This window comes from Mesorhizobium qingshengii, assembly GCF_900103325.1.
In the GTDB taxonomy this organism is placed as follows: Bacteria; Pseudomonadota; Alphaproteobacteria; order Rhizobiales; family Rhizobiaceae; genus Mesorhizobium; species Mesorhizobium qingshengii.
This window is the reverse complement of sequence record NZ_FMXM01000004.1, coordinates 298,709-314,707: the sequence shown is the minus strand read 5'-3', so window position 1 is coordinate 314,707 and position 15,999 is coordinate 298,709. Positions and strand designations below refer to the sequence as shown.

General features: G+C 65.5%; 14 protein-coding genes. 8 read left to right on the top strand and 6 right to left on the bottom strand.

All coding sequences use genetic code 11. The annotated features are described in order from the left end of the window. The first annotated feature begins 6 nt into the window (after positions 1-6). From BLS48_RS08275 to BLS48_RS08255, 5 genes are read left to right on the top strand one after another with little or no spacing between them, the layout of a single operon-like run. Positions 7-1,083, top strand: a complete 1,077-nt coding sequence (locus tag BLS48_RS08275; RefSeq protein ID WP_091576643.1) for a Gfo/Idh/MocA family protein — start codon at positions 7-9, stop codon at positions 1,081-1,083. Further along, positions 1,083-1,901, top strand: a complete 819-nt coding sequence (locus tag BLS48_RS08270; protein WP_091576641.1) for a sugar phosphate isomerase/epimerase family protein — start codon at positions 1,083-1,085, stop codon at positions 1,899-1,901. The genes BLS48_RS08275 and BLS48_RS08270 overlap by 1 nt, the downstream gene beginning before the upstream one ends. Then, positions 1,901-2,734: an alpha/beta fold hydrolase gene (locus BLS48_RS08265; RefSeq protein ID WP_091576639.1), complete on the top strand. Its 834-nt coding sequence runs from the start codon at positions 1,901-1,903 to the stop codon at positions 2,732-2,734. The genes BLS48_RS08270 and BLS48_RS08265 overlap by 1 nt, the downstream gene beginning before the upstream one ends. Continuing rightward, the gene (locus BLS48_RS08260; RefSeq protein WP_091576637.1) at positions 2,731-3,453 is read left to right on the top strand and encodes a ribulose-phosphate 3-epimerase; all 723 of its coding nucleotides are present in this window, start codon (positions 2,731-2,733) and stop codon (positions 3,451-3,453) included. The genes BLS48_RS08265 and BLS48_RS08260 overlap by 4 nt, the downstream gene beginning before the upstream one ends. After that, on the top strand, positions 3,450-4,472 hold the full coding sequence (locus BLS48_RS08255) for an ROK family protein (protein ID WP_091576636.1): 1,023 nt from the start codon (positions 3,450-3,452) through the stop codon (positions 4,470-4,472). The genes BLS48_RS08260 and BLS48_RS08255 overlap by 4 nt, the downstream gene beginning before the upstream one ends. A gap of 170 nt (positions 4,473-4,642) precedes the next feature. Here the strand turns inward: BLS48_RS08255 and BLS48_RS08250 are convergent, their stop codons facing one another. Further along, positions 4,643-5,971 carry a dicarboxylate/amino acid:cation symporter gene (locus tag BLS48_RS08250; RefSeq protein WP_091576634.1) on the bottom strand — a complete coding sequence of 443 codons (1,329 nt, stop codon included), beginning with the start codon at positions 5,969-5,971 and terminating at the stop codon, positions 4,643-4,645. 324 nt (positions 5,972-6,295) lie between these two features. On the opposite strand from BLS48_RS08250, the gene BLS48_RS08245 reads away from it, so the two are divergent. From BLS48_RS08245 to BLS48_RS08235, 3 genes are all read left to right on the top strand, one after another. Further along, positions 6,296-8,101 (top strand): sensor histidine kinase, encoded by a 1,806-nt coding sequence (locus tag BLS48_RS08245; protein ID WP_244529541.1) that lies wholly within the window; start codon positions 6,296-6,298, stop codon positions 8,099-8,101. Further along, positions 8,098-9,489, top strand: a complete 1,392-nt coding sequence (locus BLS48_RS08240; RefSeq protein ID WP_091576631.1) for a sigma-54-dependent transcriptional regulator — start codon at positions 8,098-8,100, stop codon at positions 9,487-9,489. The genes BLS48_RS08245 and BLS48_RS08240 overlap by 4 nt, the downstream gene beginning before the upstream one ends. A 67-nt stretch (positions 9,490-9,556) precedes the next feature. Beyond that, positions 9,557-9,985, top strand: a complete 429-nt coding sequence (locus BLS48_RS08235; RefSeq protein WP_091576908.1) for a GNAT family N-acetyltransferase — start codon at positions 9,557-9,559, stop codon at positions 9,983-9,985. Positions 9,986-10,046: 61 nt separating this feature from the next. Here BLS48_RS08235 and BLS48_RS08230 read toward each other — a convergent pair whose 3' ends face one another. From BLS48_RS08230 to BLS48_RS08205, 5 genes are all read right to left on the bottom strand, one after another. Then, positions 10,047-11,162: an anhydro-N-acetylmuramic acid kinase gene (locus BLS48_RS08230; RefSeq protein ID WP_091576630.1), complete on the bottom strand. Its 1,116-nt coding sequence runs from the start codon at positions 11,160-11,162 to the stop codon at positions 10,047-10,049. Between the two features lie 64 nt (positions 11,163-11,226). Further along, the gene (locus BLS48_RS08225) at positions 11,227-12,231 is read right to left on the bottom strand and encodes a serine hydrolase domain-containing protein (protein WP_091576628.1); all 1,005 of its coding nucleotides are present in this window, start codon (positions 12,229-12,231) and stop codon (positions 11,227-11,229) included. A 223-nt stretch (positions 12,232-12,454) separates the two neighbouring features. Beyond that, a complete protein-coding gene (locus BLS48_RS08215; RefSeq protein ID WP_091576627.1) occupies positions 12,455-14,203 on the bottom strand; it encodes an ABC transporter ATP-binding protein in 1,749 nt (582 codons plus the stop codon). Next, positions 14,200-15,039 carry an ABC transporter permease gene (locus BLS48_RS08210; RefSeq protein WP_091576906.1) on the bottom strand — a complete coding sequence of 280 codons (840 nt, stop codon included), beginning with the start codon at positions 15,037-15,039 and terminating at the stop codon, positions 14,200-14,202. The genes BLS48_RS08215 and BLS48_RS08210 overlap by 4 nt, the downstream gene beginning before the upstream one ends. Next, the gene (locus BLS48_RS08205; protein WP_091576625.1) at positions 15,039-15,998 is read right to left on the bottom strand and encodes an ABC transporter permease; all 960 of its coding nucleotides are present in this window, start codon (positions 15,996-15,998) and stop codon (positions 15,039-15,041) included. The genes BLS48_RS08210 and BLS48_RS08205 overlap by 1 nt, the downstream gene beginning before the upstream one ends. Between the last annotated feature and the right edge of the window lies 1 nt (position 15,999).

Here is a 15,999-nt window from a genome sequence, read left to right as displayed (position 1 = left end):
GAGACGATGATCAAGAAACAAGACAGACGCCTCAGGGTCGGTGTGCTCGGCTGCGGCCCCATCGCGCAGTTCGCGCATCTGCAATCCTGCACGAAGGCCGCCAATGCCGATCTCTACGCCATCTGCGATGCGGCGCCCGATTTGCTCGCCCGCATGGGCGCGACCTACGAACCGCAAAAAATGTATGCCGACTACGACGCCATGCTCGCCGATCCCGAACTGGAGGCGGTGATCGTCGCCACATCGGACGCCTATCACGTGCCGATGTCGATCAAGGCGCTCGATGCCGGCAAGCATGTGCTGTGCGAAAAGCCGATCGGTACCTCGGTGGAGGAAGGCGAGGCGCTGGCCGAGGCTGTCAGGCGTTCCGGCAAGGTCCTGCAGGTCGGGCACATGAAGCGCTTCGATCCGGCGCTGGAGGCCGCGCGCGACTTTGTCCGCGACGAGATGGGCGACGTGCTGGCGCTGAAGGCATGGTACTGCGATTCCACTCATCGCTACACCAACACCGATGCCGTGCAGCCGCTGCCCGTCACCAGCAAGCTCGCGCGGAAGCCGGCGGGCAATCCCAAGGCTGGTCTCAGGCAATACTTCATGCTGGCCCACGGCTCGCATCTCGTCGACACGGCACGCTTCCTGTGCGGTGATATCGTCGCCGTGCGCGCCCGCCTCAACGAACGCTTCGGCGCCTATTGCTGGTTCGTCGAAACCGAATTCGCCAGCGGCGCGCTCGGCCATCTCGATCTGACGGTGGCCGTACGGATGGACTGGCACGAAGGCTTTCAGCTTTATGGCGAGAACGGTTCCATCATCGCCAAGACCTTCAACCCCTGGTATTTCCGCGCCAGCGAGGTCGAGATCTTTCACGAGAAGACCGCCACGGCCCACAAGCCACTCGGCGCCGACGGCCATTTCTTCCGCCGGCAGCTGGAGGGGCTTGCCCAAACCGTGCTGGAGGGCGCGCCGATGCGCGGCGCCAATGTCGAGGACGGCATCGCGTCGATCCGCGCCATGGTCGCGATTGCCCGGTCTGTGGAGACAGGCGAGCGGGTCGAGCTCGCCTCGGTTTCGGGGGCGGTCTGATGCGTCTCGGCATTTTCGCCAAGACCTTTCCTGGTACCGAACCGGCCGCGGTGCTGACCGCGGCGCGACAAGCGGGCTATGAAACGACGCAGTTCAATCTCGCTTGCGCCGGCCTGCCATCGATGCCGGACGCAGTGGCGGCGAATGTCATCATGGCGATCCGCGCCGCCGCGCGGTCGACCGGTGTTTCACTCGCCGCGCTATCGGGCACCTACAACATGGCGCATCCCGACAAGGCCGCCCGTGACGACGGTCTTCGCCGTCTTGCGGTCGTAATCGAGACCGCGGCCGCCCTCGATATTCCGCTGGTCACGCTCTGCACCGGCTCGCGCAATGGCGCCGATCAATGGGCGTATCATCCGGACAACGCCACACCGGCAGCATGGTCCGACATGGCCGCCGAGATGGAGAAGGCGCTGGCGTTGGCCGAAGCCGCCGGCGTCGATCTCGGCATCGAGCCGGAGCAGGCCAACATCGTCACCTCGGCGAAGGACGCGACAAAGCTGATCCGAGAGATGGGATCAAAGCATCTGAAGATGGTGCTCGACCCGGCAAACCTGTTCGAGCACGCCACGCCGGGCGAGGCGCGCGCCATCGTTGCCGCCGCGATCGACGAGGCGGCCGGCCACATCGCCATGGCGCACGCCAAGGACCGCCATGGTGACGGCCGCTTTGCCACCACCGGGCAAGGCATCGTCGATTTTCCGGATTTCGTCGCGCGGCTGAAGGCTGCGGGTTTCGACGGGCCGCTCGTCACCCACGGCCTGTCCGCCGACGAAGCCCCCGGTGTTGCCGCCTTCCTGCGGAGGCTCCTCTGATGGGTACCGCGCCGGCGATCATGCTTCGCGACGATGCAACGCTTCGTGTCTTCGATACGGTACAGGGCAGGCTTCCCGTCGTCTTCCAGCATGGTCTCGGCGGCGATGCAGCGCAGGTGGCGCAGAACTTTCCCGACAGCCCGGCACGCCGGCGGCTCACCGTCGAATGCCGCGCGCAAGGCGGCTCCGGCTCCGGCGGCCGTCGCCGTTTTTCGATCGCCATGTTTGCCGACGACGTGCTGGCCGCCGCCGATGCGGCCGGCCTCGACCGATTTGTCGCCGGCGGCATCTCGATGGGCGCGGCAATCGCGCTGAACCTGGCGAGCCGTTATCCGGAACGCGTCATTGGCCTGGTACTCGTGCGCCCTGCCTGGGCCTTCGACGCAGCGCCGCTGAACATGCGCCCTTACGTGGAAGTGGCGGAGCTAATCCGCAGCCATCCGCTGGATGAAGCGCGCGACGCCTTCGCGGCATCCGCCACTGCCGCCCGCTTTCGCGCTGAAGCACCGGACAATCTCACGTCCTTGCTCGGCTTCTTCGCGCGTGAAAATGCGACAGTTTTCGCCGAGGTTATGCAGGCGATCGCAAACGATGGGCCTGGCGTCACGCGGGCGGCTGCTTCCGGCCTCGCAATCCCCACGCTGGTCATCGGCAGCGGCATTGACCTTGTTCATCCGCTGGCGATCGCTCGCAGCCTCGCAGACGCCATTCCCAACGCCGCCTTTGTCGAGGTGACGCCGAAGGCCACCGACAAGGATCGCTATTTCACGGAGGTCCGCGCCGCCATCGCCCGCTTTCTCGAAGATCGTTTCAACAACCAGGACCAGCCATGATCTCGAAACCACTCTCAGGCCCGGCCGCCATCGCCGCATTGCCGCGCGATCGCATGATCGCTGAATTCTCGTTGTGGTCCGCCGACCTCGTCAATTTCGAGAGCGACCTGAAGCGCATCGAGCCCTATGTCGACCTTCATCACATCGATGTGGCGGATGGGCATTTTGCCCCATCCTTCCTGTTCTTCCCCGATCTCGTCGCCCGCATTGCCAGGCTGACGGCCAAGCCCATCCATGTCCACCTGATGGTCGATGCTGGCATAGTCGAGGCGCAGACGCGCCAGTTCATCGAGGCCGGCGCCGACATGATCAGCGTCCATGCCGAGAATGGCGAGGCGGGATTGCGCGCCGTTCGGCTGGCCCGCGAGCTCGGCGCCGAAGCCGGCGTCGTCCTCAGGCTGGAGACGCCGGTCGAAGAGGTGACGCCTTTCGTCTCCGAGGTCGCTTTCGTCACGCTTCTCGGCACGGCAATCGGCGTCAAGGGGCAGAGCCTGTCGGAAAAAGCTTGTGACAGGCTTGGCGCCGCCCGCGCCATCCTCAAGCAAGCCGGCCGCGAGGCGGCAGTGGTTCTGGCCGCCGACGGCGGTATCCGCCACGAAACGGTGCCGTTGCTGCGAGCCGCCGGCGCCGAGACGGTGGTTCTCGGTTCGCTCGCCTTTGGCGACAAGGATCTGGCCGGCCGCATCGGCTGGCTGCACGGACTGAAGGTAGCGGCATGAGCACTGAAGCTGCCCTCGCGATCGATCTTGGCGGCACCGAGCTTCGCGCCGCCCTGGTCGACCGCGACGGCAAGATCCTGGCATTCGCAGCGGTGCCGACTCAGGCGCAGGCCGGCCCCGACGTGGTGATCGGCCAGATCGAGGCGTTGGCCGCGACCGTTCATGCCGAGGCACCGGGGCTCGCTGTTGTCGGCGTCGGCGTCGGTGCGCCGGGACCACTCGATCCGCTCGCCGGCATCGCGGTCGGGCCGCCGACGCTCGCCGGCTGGCTGGATGTGCCGCTTGCCGATATCCTCGAACGGCGGCTCGGTCTGCCGGTGCGGCTGGAGAATGACGCCAACGCCGCCGCGCTCGGCGAATGGCGCTTCGGTGCGGGTCATGGCGCTCGCTCGCTGGTCTTCGTCACGGTTTCCACCGGCATTGGCGGCGGCGTCGTGGTCGATGGGCGCATCCTGCACGGTCGCCGCGGCCTTGCCGCCGAGATCGGCCACATGACCATCACCAACGAAGGCGAACGTTGCGTGTGCGGCGTCGTCGGCTGCTTCGAGGCCATCGCCTCGGGAACGGCACTTGGCCGTCGCGCGACCGCCGCCACGGCCGCTGGTGACGGCTCGACTTTGCGGCGCCTGTCGGAGGACGCGGAAGTGACCGGTCGCCATGTCGTCGAGGCGGCGCGGTTGCAGGACGACCTCGCTTTGGCCCTGCTTGAGGAGGAAGCGCGCTGGCTGGGCGTCGGCTTCACCAATCTGCTGCATCTCTATTCGCCCGATGTGCTGGTCGTCGGCGGCGGCATCGCCAATGGGCTCGACCTTATGCTGCCTGTCATCGAGGCGACCATCAAGCAGCGGGCCATGCGCGCCTATCGCGACGTGCCGGTCGTTCAGGCGCAGCTCGGCCGCCACGCCGGGCTCGTCGGCGCCGCCAGCCTCGTCCTGTTCGACGACGTCGGCACTTTGGCTACACGCATGCCTGTCGGCCCAACTACGCATCCTGACGCAAGGAGGGACTTCAATGGCTGAGCTCAAGATGCGCGGTGTGCGCAAGTCCTACGGCGGCGTGGAGGTGATCAAAGGTGTCAAGGCGCTGGCGCCGCTCAGCAAGACCGGTACCGTCTGACATCACTACGATCTTTGTACGGCAACGGCCGGAGGTAGGCCTCCGGCCGTTGATTGGCATCAAAGCGTGCAGATTACTCGGCCGGAACGACGTCCCCCGGCAGGCTGTCGTCCGCCGTGCCCGCCAGAGCGCTGGCCAGCTTGGCCTCGTCGAGTTCGCCTTCCCAGCGGGCAACGACCAGCGTGGCCACCGCATTGCCGACGAAATTGGTCAGCGCCCGGCATTCCGACATGAAGCGGTCGACGCCGAGGATCAGCGCCATGCCGGCGACGGGCACCGATGGAACGACCGAAAGCGTGGCGGCAAGGGTGATGAATCCGGCCCCGGTGATACCGGCGGCGCCCTTCGACGAAAGCATGGCGACCAGCAGCAACAGAATCTGGTCACCGATCGACAGATGGATGTTCGTCGCCTGCGCGATGAACAGCGCCGCCAGTGTCATGTAGATGTTGGTGCCGTCGAGGTTGAAGGAATAGCCGGTCGGGATGACCAGGCCGACCACCGAGCGCTTGGCGCCGGCCTTCTCCATCTTTTCCATCAGCGAGGGCAGGGCGGCTTCCGACGAGGAGGTGCCCAGCACCAGAAGCAACTCCTCCTTGATGTAACGGATCAGCGCCAGGATAGAGAACCCGTTGTAGCGGCAGACGGCGCCGAGCACGACGAACACGAACAGCAGCGACGTCACGTAGAAGGTGCCGACCAGCATCGCGAGGTTGATGACCGAGCCGATACCGTATTTGCCGATGGTGAAGGCCATGGCGCCGAAGGCGCCGATGGGCGCGGCCTTCATAAGCACGCTGACCAGCTTGAACATCGGTGCCATCAGCGCCTGCAGGAAATTGAGGACGGGCGTGCCCCTGTCGCCGACCAGCGCCAGCGCAATGCCGAACAGCACCGAGAAGAACAGAACCTGCAGGATGTCGCCGTCGGCGAAGGCGCCGACGATGGTCGTCGGGATGATGTTCATCAGGAAGCCGGTGACCGACTGGTCGTGCGCCTTGGCGGCGTAGGTGCTGACGGTGGACGCATCGAGCGTCGCCGGGTCGATGTTGAAGCCGGCGCCCGGCTGCACGACATTGGCGACGACGAGGCCGATGATGAGGGCGAGCGTGGAGAAGGTGAGGAAATAGAGCATCGCCTTGCCGGCGACACGGCCGACCTTCTGCAGGTCGCTCATGCCGGCGATGCCTGTCGCTACGGTCAGGAAGATGACCGGGGCGATGATCATCTTGACCAGCTTGATAAAGGCGTCGCCGAGCGGCTTCATACTTTCGCCGATCGACGGATAATAGTGGCCGAGCAGGATACCGACGGTGATCGCGACGAGCACCTGCACGTAGAGTTGGGCATAGAAAGGCTTGCGCTGCGCGGAAGGCGCGCCTGATTGGTCTGCGATGTGCATCGAACTCTCCCTGCCGGATGGGGCGGAAATGCGCCGCCCTGCGTGACTTCTCCCATCGCGGCGCTCCGGTCGCACGCCGCTGCAGGAACTTTTGCAAGCGCTGTGCCAGATCGGGGAAAGGCTGAAACCCTAGCGTTTTGGCCACTTTCCGGGGTCGCGCGGCGAAAGCCTGTGCGGATTTCCGCACAGGTAGCGTTTGCCTGGGCGGAATTTCGCATTAGACTGGTCATTAGGCGCGAGAAAGAAGGAAAGAGGCGGACGCCACAAGCAGGCACCGATAGCAGGTCAATAGGGATCGCCGGCCGGGATCTGCTGCGCGAGGCAGTGGTCCGGCTGCGCGATGGCCGCTGGCTTGTCGCCCTCATCGCCCTCGCGGTTCTGGCGGGCGCGATCGCCATTGCCGGGCGCATCGCCTCCAGCCAGGCGGCCGACAATCTGCGCGACGGGGCGCTTGCCGCCTTGCCGCTGGCGGCGGGAACGCTGACCGGCGAAATCGAAAAGCAGCGCCTGGTCCCCTTGGTGCTGGCCCGCGACGATGCGGTGCGCGGGGCGCTACGCCGGGCCGGAAAGATGCAGGAAGCGGCCCTCAACGACAAGCTCAGGGCGATTGCCGGTGATGCCTCGGCGTCCGCCATCTATGTCATCGATACGGCCGGCATCGCAATCGCCGCCAGCAATGCCGGCGAGCCGACGAGCTTTGTCGGCATCGACTACAATTTTCGCCATTACTTCAATGAGGCGATGGCGAAAGGCTCTGCCAGCCAGTACGGCCTCGGCACGATCAGCGGCCGGCCGGGACTCTATCTTTCGAGCCGCGTCGACGACAACGGCAAACCGCTGGGCGTTGCGGTGCTGAAGGTCGAACTCGACGGCGTCGAAGCCAATTGGCGCTCCAGCGGCTTCCTCGTTTTCGTCACCGACGAACGCGGCGTCGTGCTGGCTACCAGTGAACCCGAATGGCGGTTTCATGCGCTGGCGCCGCTCTCCGCCCAGGATGCCGCCGCCGCCCATGAGCAACTGCAGCTGACGGACGCCGCCTTCGAACCCTTGCCGATACGACGCGGTTCTGGTGACGGCCTGGCAACAATCGACAGCTCAGGAAAGCCGCGCCAGTTCGTCGAAGTGGTGCAGGATTTGCCCGGCGCGGTTCCCGGCTGGCGTCTCTGGCTGCTGACGCCCGCCGACACTGCTCTGTCGTCCGCCGCCAACACGGCGCGCCTGACCACGCTGCTCGGGTTGCTGCTTACCGGCTTGCTGGCCTTCGTGCTCACCCGACGCCAGCGCGCGCGCCGGCTGAGGCAGGAGGCGCTGGCGCGCATGAATGTCGAACTGGAGAGCCGCGTCAGCACGCGAACGGCCGAGCTGACGCGCTCCAATACAGCCCTTGCCGGCGAAATCGCCGAGCGCGAGAATGCCGAAGCCAAGGTCCGCCGGTTGCGCGACGATCTCGCCCAGGCCAACCGGCTTTCCATTCTCGGGCAGATCGCCGCCGGCGTAGCGCATGAGATCAACCAGCCGGTCGCCGCGATCCGCACCTATGCCGAGAATGCCGGCCGCTTTCTCGCCGACGGCAGGACCGAACCGGTCAGCGGCAATCTGACATCGATCGTTTCGATGACCGAACGCATCGGCGCGATCACCAGCACCTTGCGCACATTCGCCCGCCGGCCCGGCGTCGCCGCTTCGCCATTGCCGGTGCGCGAGGCGATCGACGGCGCGCTGTCGCTTCTGTCCGGCCGCATCCGCGATTCCGGCGTGACCATCGTCAAGCCGCGCGGCAACGCATCGCCGACAGTCATGGCCAGCCGCATCCGGCTGGAGCAGATCCTCGTCAACCTGTTGCAGAATGCGCTGGACGCCATGAAGGACCAGCCCGATCCCCGCATCGAGATCGAGCTTGCCGAGCGCGACGACCGGGTGCTGATTTCGGTGCGCGACAACGGCCCCGGCCTCGGTCCGGAGGCGGCCGGCAATTTGTTCATGCCGTTCCAGACCACCAAGGAGAAAGGGCTTGGCCTCGGACTGGTGATCTCGCAGGAGATCGCCCAGGAACTGGGCGGCACGTTGCGGCTCGATCCCGATAGCGTCAGCGGCGCGTCCTTCACCATCGATTTGAGGCGAATTGAATGACGCAGGGATCAGGGTTGGTGGCGCTCGTCGACGACGATGCGGACCTGCTTCACGCCACCACGCAATTGCTCGAACTTGCCGGCTTCAGCGTGATCGCGCTCGACGCAGCCGAGGCGGCGCTTGCCGTCATCGACAGGAATTTCGAGGGCGTGGTCGTCAGCGATATCCGCATGCCTGGCATGAACGGGCTGCAGCTGTTCGATCGCGTCAAGGCGATCGACCCGGACATACCGGTGATCCTGGTCACCGGGCATGGCGATGTCGATCTTGCCGTGGCCGCGCTCAAGGACGGCGTCTACGATTTCATCCCGAAGCCCTATGCCAGCGATCGCCTTGTCGAGGCATTGAAACGGGCGAGCGAGAAGCGGCGGCTGGTGATGGAGAACCGGCGGCTGCGCGAGGCCGCGGCAGTGGCCGCCGACGGCCTGCCGCTGATCGGCGAGGCACCCGCCATCCGGCGGCTGCGCGAGACCTTGCGCCAGATCGCCGACATGGATGTCGACGTGCTGGTGGAAGGGGAGACGGGCACCGGCAAGGAAGTGGTGGCGGACCTCCTGCACAGATGGGGGCGGCGGCGCGCGAAACCCTTCGTGGCGCTGAATTGCGGCGCGCTGCCGGAGACCGTCATAGAAAGCGAACTGTTCGGCCACGAGGCAGGCGCGTTCACCGGTGCGCAGCGGCGCCGCATCGGCCGCATCGAGCATGCCAGCGGTGGCACGCTGTTCCTCGACGAGATCGAATCCATGCCGCCGGCCCTCCAGGTCAAGCTGCTGCGGGTGCTCGAGACGCGCAGCCTCACGCCGCTTGGCTCGAACGAGATCCGGCGCATCGACCTCAGGGTGGTCGCGGCGACGAAGGTGGATCTCGGCCGGCCGGACCAGCGCGGCGATTTTCGCGAGGATCTCTATTTTCGCCTCAACGTGGTGACACTGCGCATCCCGCCCTTGCGCGAGCGGCGCGGCGACATCCCAATGCTGTTCGGGCATTTCCTCGGCAAGGCGGCGGAGCGTTTCGGCCGGCCTGTCGCCAAGGTGAACGTAGCGGTGAGCGACCATCTCCAGTCGCATGCCTGGCCGGGCAATGTGCGCGAACTCGCCCATTTCGCCGATCGCGTGGCGCTCGGTCTCGGCCCGGACGACGAGACGAAAGTAGCTCCCGCGCACTTGCCAGAGCCCGAGGCAACACTGCCCGAACGGGTTGGCCACTACGAGGCGCAACTCATCCGCGACGCGTTGCGCGATCATGGCGGCGACGTGCGCGGCGCCATCGACGCGCTCGGCGTGCCACGCAAGACCTTCTACGACAAGCTCAAGCGCTACGGCATTTCCGCGTCCGAATTTCGCAACGGCGGCGATGCGGATGCGCAACCCGTTCGAGGCCAGACATAGACGTTGCGTGAGTGCGCCGCCCTTCGTAACGCTGCATTCGTATCCTGAGCGCATGTCGGAAAGAACCATGAACACGACACTTGAAACGACCGCCGATCCTTTGCCGGACGAACTCGCCTTGCTCGGCGAGCGCCTGACGGCGTTCAACGACGCCGATGTCGGCGCTTCCGAGAGGATGGCCCTGGCGGTGTTCGTGCGCGACGAGGACGGCGCGGTCGTCGCGGGCATCTCCGGCTACACCGCCTGGGGCTGGCTTTACGTGCAATGGCTGTGGGTCGATGAAAGGCTGCGCGGCCAGCACATGGCCGGCAAGATGCTGGACGCGGCCGAACAGGAAGCCATGGCGCGCGGCTGCCAAAGCGCCTGGATCGATACCTTCAATCCGAACGCAGCCAGGGTCTATCAGCGCCAGGGCTATCAGACCTTCGGCACGCTTGCCGATTTCCCCATCGGCCGCAGCCGCATCTTCCTGCGGAAGAAACTGTCGCCGGCTTGATCAGGGCAGTTCCAGGAAAGTGTGAAGCGCTTTCCCTTGGGAATTGCGTCAAAGCAAGAGTCTATCCGGCGAGCTTTCCGCCGCGCATTGGTTGCGGCGCGCCGGTCGTGCTCGGGAAGCTGATCGGCAGCCCGCGCAGCACGCGAACCGCTAGGAAGGCAAAGCACTCCGCCTCCACCGCGTCGCCGCTCCAGCCGAGGGTCTCGGCCTGCACCACCTCGACGCCGGCGCGGCTGGCCAGCATCGCCATCATCGTCGGGTTGTGGCGGCCGCCACCGCTGACCACCAGTTTCCTGGGCCGACGCGGCAGAAGGTCGAGTGCCTTGCCGACGGCGGCTGCGGTGAAGGCGGTCAGCAAGGCAGCGCCATCCTCGGCGTTCAAACCGTCCGCCATGGCGGCGCCGAAATCGAAACGGTCCAGCGATTTGGGATAGGGCTTGGTTAGATAGGGGTGCTGCAGCAGCTTGGCGAGCCTTGCCTCGTCGACCGTTCCAGCGCGGCCAAGCGCGCCGTCGCGGTCCATTTCGCCGAGCCCTTTCGATTTGATGAAATCGTTGAGCGGCGCATTGGCAGGCCCGGTGTCGAAGGCGATGACATTGTCGGCGCCATCCCACCAGGTGATGTTGGCGACGCCGCCGAGATTGAGTACGGCCACCTCGCCACTGGCGCCGGCACTGCGCATCAGCGCGGTGTGATAGGCGGCCGCCAATGGCGCGCCTTGCCCGCCGGCGCGCATGTCGGCCGAGCGGAAATCGTAGGCGACCTTGGTGCCGAGGATCGCATGCATCAGCTCGCCGTCACCGAGCTGCCGGGTCTGGCCAAGCCGGCCGACCTGTGGCGCACGATGCAGCACGGTTTGGCCGTGAAAGCCGACGACGCCGATATCGGCCATCGTCATCCCGTAGCCTTCGACGAGTTCCTTGACCGCCGCCGACTGGGCACGCGTCAGGGCTTCCTCCGCCTTGCGGAAGATCACCGGCTCCGGCCCGACAAAATTCCAGGCCCTTGCCTCCTTCAGCGTCTCTTCCAGCAGCGAGCGGATCGATTGCGGGTAGGGCATCAGCCGGTAGGTGCCGAAATCGTCGATCCGCTCGCCATCCGTCTTGATCAGCGCAACGTCGATGTTGCCGTCAAGCACGGTGCCGGTCATCAAGCCGACGGCCCAGATTGGTTTCATTGTTGAGCTCTGCCTCTTTGCCTTGAGCGTGATCCTATCCCAAAACCCGGTCCACCTTTGGGGATCATGCTCCGTTGACGAGATCGCCGACCGCCTGCCGAAGCGAAATGATTCCGCTGTCGAAATGACGTGTCGGATGGATCCGGTTGGTGAGCAAGGTCCATGCCTTGCCTCTGTCGAAGTCGATCCACAGTCCGGTGCCGGTAAAGCCGGTATGGCCGATGGTTCCCGGACTGCACAAGGACCCGCCGGACCAGCCGTCATAGGGACGCTCCCAGCCATGGGTGCGTGTAGCGGACAAGGGAGTACGCATCAGTGCGATCGAACGCTCGGATGCCCCCGTGCCATCCAGCAGCCCTTGCGCGAAATCGAGCACGGAAGCGGCTGTTCCAAACAGGCCGGCGTGCCCCGAGCCTTGCAGCGCCGAGCAATTGTCGTCGTGGACCTCGCCGGACAGCACGCGATGGCGCCAGGTGCAGTCCTCGGTGGCGGCCGACGCATCCGGCTCCGCCGAGAAAGCAAAGCCAGGGCCGGGATCCATGTCCCTGATGGTCTTTGCGGACAGCCGCTCAAGTGCAAAGCCGAGCAGAATGAAGTTGATGTCGGAGTAGACCGGGTCCCGTGCCCGCCATTCGCGCTGCAGGATGAAGGCGCGCAGCAGCTCGGGATCGCGCCCGTAGGTGTAGATCGGCTCGACGGCCGGAAACGGTGTCTGGTGGCCGAGGCACTGGCGGAACGTCACCTTCCGCTCCCAAGCCTCCGCATCATACTGGCGAAGGTCCGGCAGCACCGAGATCAGCGGCGCGTCGAGATCGATGACGCCGTCTTCGGCCAGCGCCAGGATGCGCGGCGTGGTGAAGATGACCTTGGTCAGCGACGCCAGGTCGAACCACGTCTCGTCCTGCATGGGTCGGAGTTTCGGAACGAGTTGCGCCGAGCCGATTGCCCTGGTGATGCGGTGGCCGTTCTTGTCGACGATGCCAAGCACGCCGCCGGGAATGCGACCCTCTGCTACAGCCGCTTCTAGCGGCTGGAACGCTCGGTCGAAAATCTGGGCGAGGTCGGTCAATGCCGACTTCCATCGGAGAGGCCGCGATCCTTCGCGCCCCCCTCTGGCCTGCCGGCCATCTCCCCCACTAGGGGGGAGACCGGATGTCGCCAATGCTTTCGCCAACCTTCTGCGTTGGAAGGTGGGCGGAAGGTCAAAGCGGCCAATCTCCCCCCAAGTGGGAGAGATGCCCGGCAGGGCAGAGGGGGGCGCTGTCCCGCCAACCTCGGATATCCCAGGGCTATCAACCTTCCACCCTCGCCATATGATCGCTGCCAAACTGCTCCCATCTGGCCGCATCCGGCTCAAATCCCTGCGGGCGCACTAGCGAGGGAACCTGGCGCGTGTCGAGCTCGAAATGCTCATGGCGACGGTCGATGGTCGGAACGGCGGCAATAAGTTTTTTCGTATAGGAATGCTTCGGCTTCGCCAGCACCGAGGTCGCGTCGCCGATTTCGACGATCTGGCCGGCATAGATGACGGCGATCCGGTGGGCGATCCGCTCGACGACAGCCATATCGTGCGAGATGAACAGATAGGCCAGCCCGAACTCGCGCTGCAGGTCGACCAGAAGCTCCAGCACCTTGGCCTGCACCGACACATCGAGCGCCGAAACCGCTTCATCCAGAACAACGACGGATGGGTTGAGCATAAGCGCCCGCGCGATGCACAGCCTTTGCCGCTGGCCGCCGGAGAACTCGTGCGGATAGCGTTCCAGGCTGTTCCTTGGCAGGCCGACGCGTTCGAGCAGGCTTGCCATCCTCGCCCGCGTCCCGGCATCCACCCGGCCGCCGGTAGCGATCACCGGCTCGGCCAGAATGCTCTCGATCGTGAGCCTCGGGTTGAGTGAGGCATAGGGGTTCTGGAACACCATTTGAACGGGCAGGGCGCTTTGCGCCGCCGAAGCCTTTCGAGCACCGACCGTGAAGCTGCCGCGCGTCGATCGCACCAGCCCCAGCACCGCGCGGGCGGTGGTCGACTTGCCCGAGCCGCTCTCACCGACGATGGCCAGCGTCTCGCCTGGCATCAGGTCGAAGTCGACGCCGTCGACGGCATGCACCGCGCCCGTGGCGCGGCTGAAGAAACTGCTCTTGAGCGGAAACCGCACCACCAGACCATCGACCTTCAAGGCTGGTTCCGTGCTTGCGCCCTTGTCACGCTGTCCGTCAACGCGCGTCGCGCGGCCGTTGGCAAAATGCGGCACGGCATGCAGCAGGTGCTGCGTGTAGGGATGCTGCGGATTGTCGAGGATCTGGTTCAACTCGCCCTGTTCGACAGCCTTTCCGCTCTGCATCACCATCACCTTGTCGGCGATACCGGCAACCAGGCCGATGTCGTGCGTGATGAAGATCATCGACATGCGGGTTTCCCGCTTCAACTCCGCAAGCAGCGCCATGATCTGCGCCTGCACCGTCACGTCGAGCGCCGTCGTCGGCTCGTCGGCGATGAGCAGGCGCGGATTGCAGGCCAACGCGATGGCGATCATCACCCGCTGCAGCATGCCGCCTGACAGCTGGTTGGGCGTGTATTTCAGCCGCCGCGCGGCATCGGGTATACGCACGCGGTCGAGCGCATCCTTGGCCGCCGCCGTGGCCTGCCTGCCGGTCAGGCCGCGGTGCAGCCGGAACGATTCCTCGATCTGCGTGCCGATGGTCAGCACCGGATTGAGCGAGGTCATCGGCTCCTGGAAGATCATGCCGATCTCGGCGCCGCGAATGCCGGTCAGTTGTGGCTCAGTCGCGGTCATCAGGTCGAAGATGCCGCCGTCGGCCCGTTTCAGCTTCATCGCGCCGCCGGTGATGCGGCCGCCGCCGAAATCGATGAGACGATTGATCGACAGCGCGGTGACCGATTTTCCGGAACCGCTTTCGCCGACGATCGCCAATGTTTCGCCGTCGGCCAGATCGAAGCTGACGCCGCGCACCACCTCATTGGCTTGCGGATCGCGGCCGAAGCCGACGCGCAGGTCGCGGACGGAGAGAAGCGGGATCATGCCGGCGCCCTCCGCATCTTCGGGTCAAGGATATCGCGCAAGGCGTCACCCAGCAGGTTGAAGCCGAGGATGCTGATCATGATTGCCAGGCCCGGAAAGATCATCAGCCAGGGTGCTGTCTCCATCAGGTTGCGGCTGTCGCTCAGCATCAGGCCGAGCGAGGCGGCGGGCGGCTGTGTGCCCAGCCCCAGAAAACTCAGGCCTGCTTCCGTCAGCAGCGCCCAGGCCAGTGCCAGCGTTACCTGCACGGTCAATGGCGCCACCAGGTTGAGCAGCAGATGCCGCGTGACGATATAGCTCGAACTGCTGCCGAAAGTGCGCGCGGCGTCGACGAATTCGCGCGCCTTGAGCGAAAGGGCAGGGCCGCGCACCACGCGGGTGAAGATCGGCGTGTAGACGATGCCGATGGCGACGACGCTGGTCCACGTTCCCGGCCCGGCGACGGTGACGATGAGCAGTGCCAGCAGGATTGCCGGAAAGGCCAGCAGCACATCCATGAGCCGCATCAGCACACCGTCCCAGCGGCGCCCGAGCCAGGCGGCGGCCAGCCCCAGCACGGTGCCAGCGAGGGTCGCGAAGGCCACCGAGAAGAAGGCAACCGTGAAGGACTGGCCGACGCCCGCCATCAGCCGGCTGGCCACGTCGCGGCCGAACAGGTCCGTGCCCATCCAGTAGGCGCCGTTGGGCGCATGCAGCCGGTCGATCCGGTATTGCGTGATGGGATTGTGCGGCGTCAGCCCCAGCATGCCGAGGACGGCGATCAGCAGATAGACGCCGACGATGACGCCGCCGATGCGGCCACTGCCATGTCCGAAGATGGCTCGCAGGATGCGCATCATTGTTCTCCGAGCCGGATGCGCGGATCGAGCGCGACATAGGCGAGGTCGACCAGGAGATTGACGATCATGAAGTTGAGGGCGATGAACAGCACGCTTCCCTGCACCAGCGCGTAGTCGCGCTGCTGGATCGCATCCAGCACCATGCGGCCGAGGCCTGGCAGCGCGTAGATCTGCTCGACGATGACGGCGCCACCCAGCAGATAGCCGAATTCGATGCCGCTCAGCGTCACGACCGGGATCAGCGCATTGGGCAGGGCATGCCGCCAGATGACGCTGCGCGCCGATGCACCCTTGCTGCGCGCGGTGCGGACATAGTCGTCGCTCAACACGTCGAGCATGGCCGAGCGCGATATGCGGGTGACCGACGCGGCGAAGGCAAAGCCGAGCGTGATGGCAGGCAGGATCAGCTGGCTGAGATTGCGCAACGGATCTTGCCAGAGCGGCGCGAACTCGCCCATCGCCGGCAGCACGCCAAAGCCGGCCGACAACGTGTAGATGATCAGCAGGCCGAGCACGAAGCTTGGCGTCGACTGGCCGACCATGGCGACGATGCGCACACCGAGGTCGGACGGTTTCTCATTGTGCGTGGCGGCAAAGATCCCGGCCGGCAAGCCGACGATGAGCGCGATGATCATCGACAGCACTGCCAGTTCGAGTGTCAGTGGGAAGTGCTCGAGGATGACGTCGAGCACCGGCCTGCCATAGGTGACCGAGATGCCGAGGTTGCCGTGCAGGATGCCGCCTATCCAGCGCCAGTACTGGACGAACCAGGGCTGGTCGATGCCGAAATAGGCGGCAAGCGAGTCACGTTGTGCCGGGGTCAGCAGCCCGGCCTCGGTGCCCAGCATCGCCGTGATCGAATCGCCTGGCACCATCCGGATCGCAACGAAGACCAGGATGGACACGCCAAGCAGGACGAGAGGAAACGCCGTCAGTCGTCGCATCAGATAGTTCACG

Bases quoted from the DNA above. Each gene is read 5' to 3' on its own strand.
- BLS48_RS08275 (WP_091576643.1), top strand. From the start codon at position 7: ATGATCAAGAAACAAGACAGACGCCTCAGGGTCGGTGTGCTCGGCTGC.
- BLS48_RS08270 (WP_091576641.1), top strand. From the start codon at position 1,083: ATGCGTCTCGGCATTTTCGCCAAGACCTTTCCTGGTACCGAACCGGCC.
- BLS48_RS08265 (WP_091576639.1), top strand. From the start codon at position 1,901: ATGGGTACCGCGCCGGCGATCATGCTTCGCGACGATGCAACGCTTCGT.
- BLS48_RS08260 (WP_091576637.1), top strand. From the start codon at position 2,731: ATGATCTCGAAACCACTCTCAGGCCCGGCCGCCATCGCCGCATTGCCG.
- BLS48_RS08255 (WP_091576636.1), top strand. From the start codon at position 3,450: ATGAGCACTGAAGCTGCCCTCGCGATCGATCTTGGCGGCACCGAGCTT.
- BLS48_RS08250 (WP_091576634.1), bottom strand. From the start codon at position 5,971: ATGCACATCGCAGACCAATCAGGCGCGCCTTCCGCGCAGCGCAAGCCT.
- BLS48_RS08240 (WP_091576631.1), top strand. From the start codon at position 8,098: ATGACGCAGGGATCAGGGTTGGTGGCGCTCGTCGACGACGATGCGGAC.
- BLS48_RS08235 (WP_091576908.1), top strand. From the start codon at position 9,557: ATGAACACGACACTTGAAACGACCGCCGATCCTTTGCCGGACGAACTC.
- BLS48_RS08230 (WP_091576630.1), bottom strand. From the start codon at position 11,162: ATGAAACCAATCTGGGCCGTCGGCTTGATGACCGGCACCGTGCTTGAC.
- BLS48_RS08215 (WP_091576627.1), bottom strand. From the start codon at position 14,203: ATGATCCCGCTTCTCTCCGTCCGCGACCTGCGCGTCGGCTTCGGCCGC.
- BLS48_RS08210 (WP_091576906.1), bottom strand. From the start codon at position 15,039: ATGCGCATCCTGCGAGCCATCTTCGGACATGGCAGTGGCCGCATCGGC.